At 57.8% G+C, this 1076-nt stretch carries 1 protein-coding gene; it reads left to right on the top strand.

The window, feature by feature from the left end; genetic code table 11:
* Window positions 1-60 precede the first annotated feature (60 nt).
* Window positions 61-1076, top strand: a 1016-nt coding sequence (locus ACX80D_RS17755) for a putative transposase (protein WP_459324183.1), incomplete at its 3' end; no start/stop codon positions are given.

Genomic DNA, 1076 nt, shown 5'->3' with positions numbered 1-1076 from the left:
GAAGTAAAGACCATCCGCCGCAAGATCAACCAACTTGCCCAAAGGAGCAAAGCTGGTGAGTTGATTGCCGCCATGGCAAAAAACCATCTAGCCGGCACTGGTCCTGGTGGTGAGGACCTGGCCGCGATCCTCTATGTTGACGGGCACGTGCGCGCTTACCAGGGCACGAAGAAGATCGGCAAGCTCTACTCCACAAGGTTGAAGTTCCCGGTCCCGGCGACCGAGGAAACCTGGGTCACCGACGCTCACGGCGCACCCGTGTTCCTCGTCATGGCCAAACCCGGTGCTTCCCTGGCCGCGGAGCTGCGCGACCTCCTGCCAGAGCTACGCACAGCTATAGGGGATGACCGGCGAGTACTGGTTGGCTTTGATCGCGGCGGCTGGTCACCAGCACTGTTTAAACACATGGATACTAACAGCTTTGATGTGTTGACGTGGCGCAAAGGCACAACCCAAGACATTGAAGAAAAGTTGTTCACCGAGGTCTCTTACACCGATGAGCACGGGGAAGGCAGGACTTGGTCGGTGGCTGACACGGTCGTTGACTTGCCCTTGAACACCACGAAGAAAACGGGGGAAGTCTTCAGTATCCGCCAGATCAGCCGGATCGTGAGCGCTACCGGTGGTGGCACCCGGCAAATCCACATCCTCACCACCGATCGTGACCTTCCAGCCGGTGAAGCCGTGTATCGAATGGGGAATAGGTGGCGCCAAGAAAATCAATTCCGCTACGCCCGTATGCATTTTGACCTGGACTCCCACGATTCCTACGCCAGCACCGATGACGATGAGGATCGTATAGTGCCCAACCCGGCCAAGGCTAAGGCGTATCAAAAAGTCGTGGCCGCCCGGAACACCCATGCAGAGGCTGCTGCCACCGCCGATACAAACCTGATGGCGCTGAAAACCCCGGCAGTTGGCTCCAAGGAACTTTCCGTAACAGTCACCAGTACCATGCACAACCAGGCCATGGCACCCTTATGGGAAGCCGAAAACGCGTTAATCGCCGCGGAGAAAGCCCACAAGAAAATCCCCGCGAAGCTCCGCCTCGGTGATCTGAACCCGGGCCAGCAAGT

The organism is Arthrobacter sp. Sr24 (assembly GCF_054511175.1).
The sequence above is the reverse complement of the archived record's forward strand: the minus strand, read 5'-3'. Positions and strand labels throughout refer to the sequence as shown.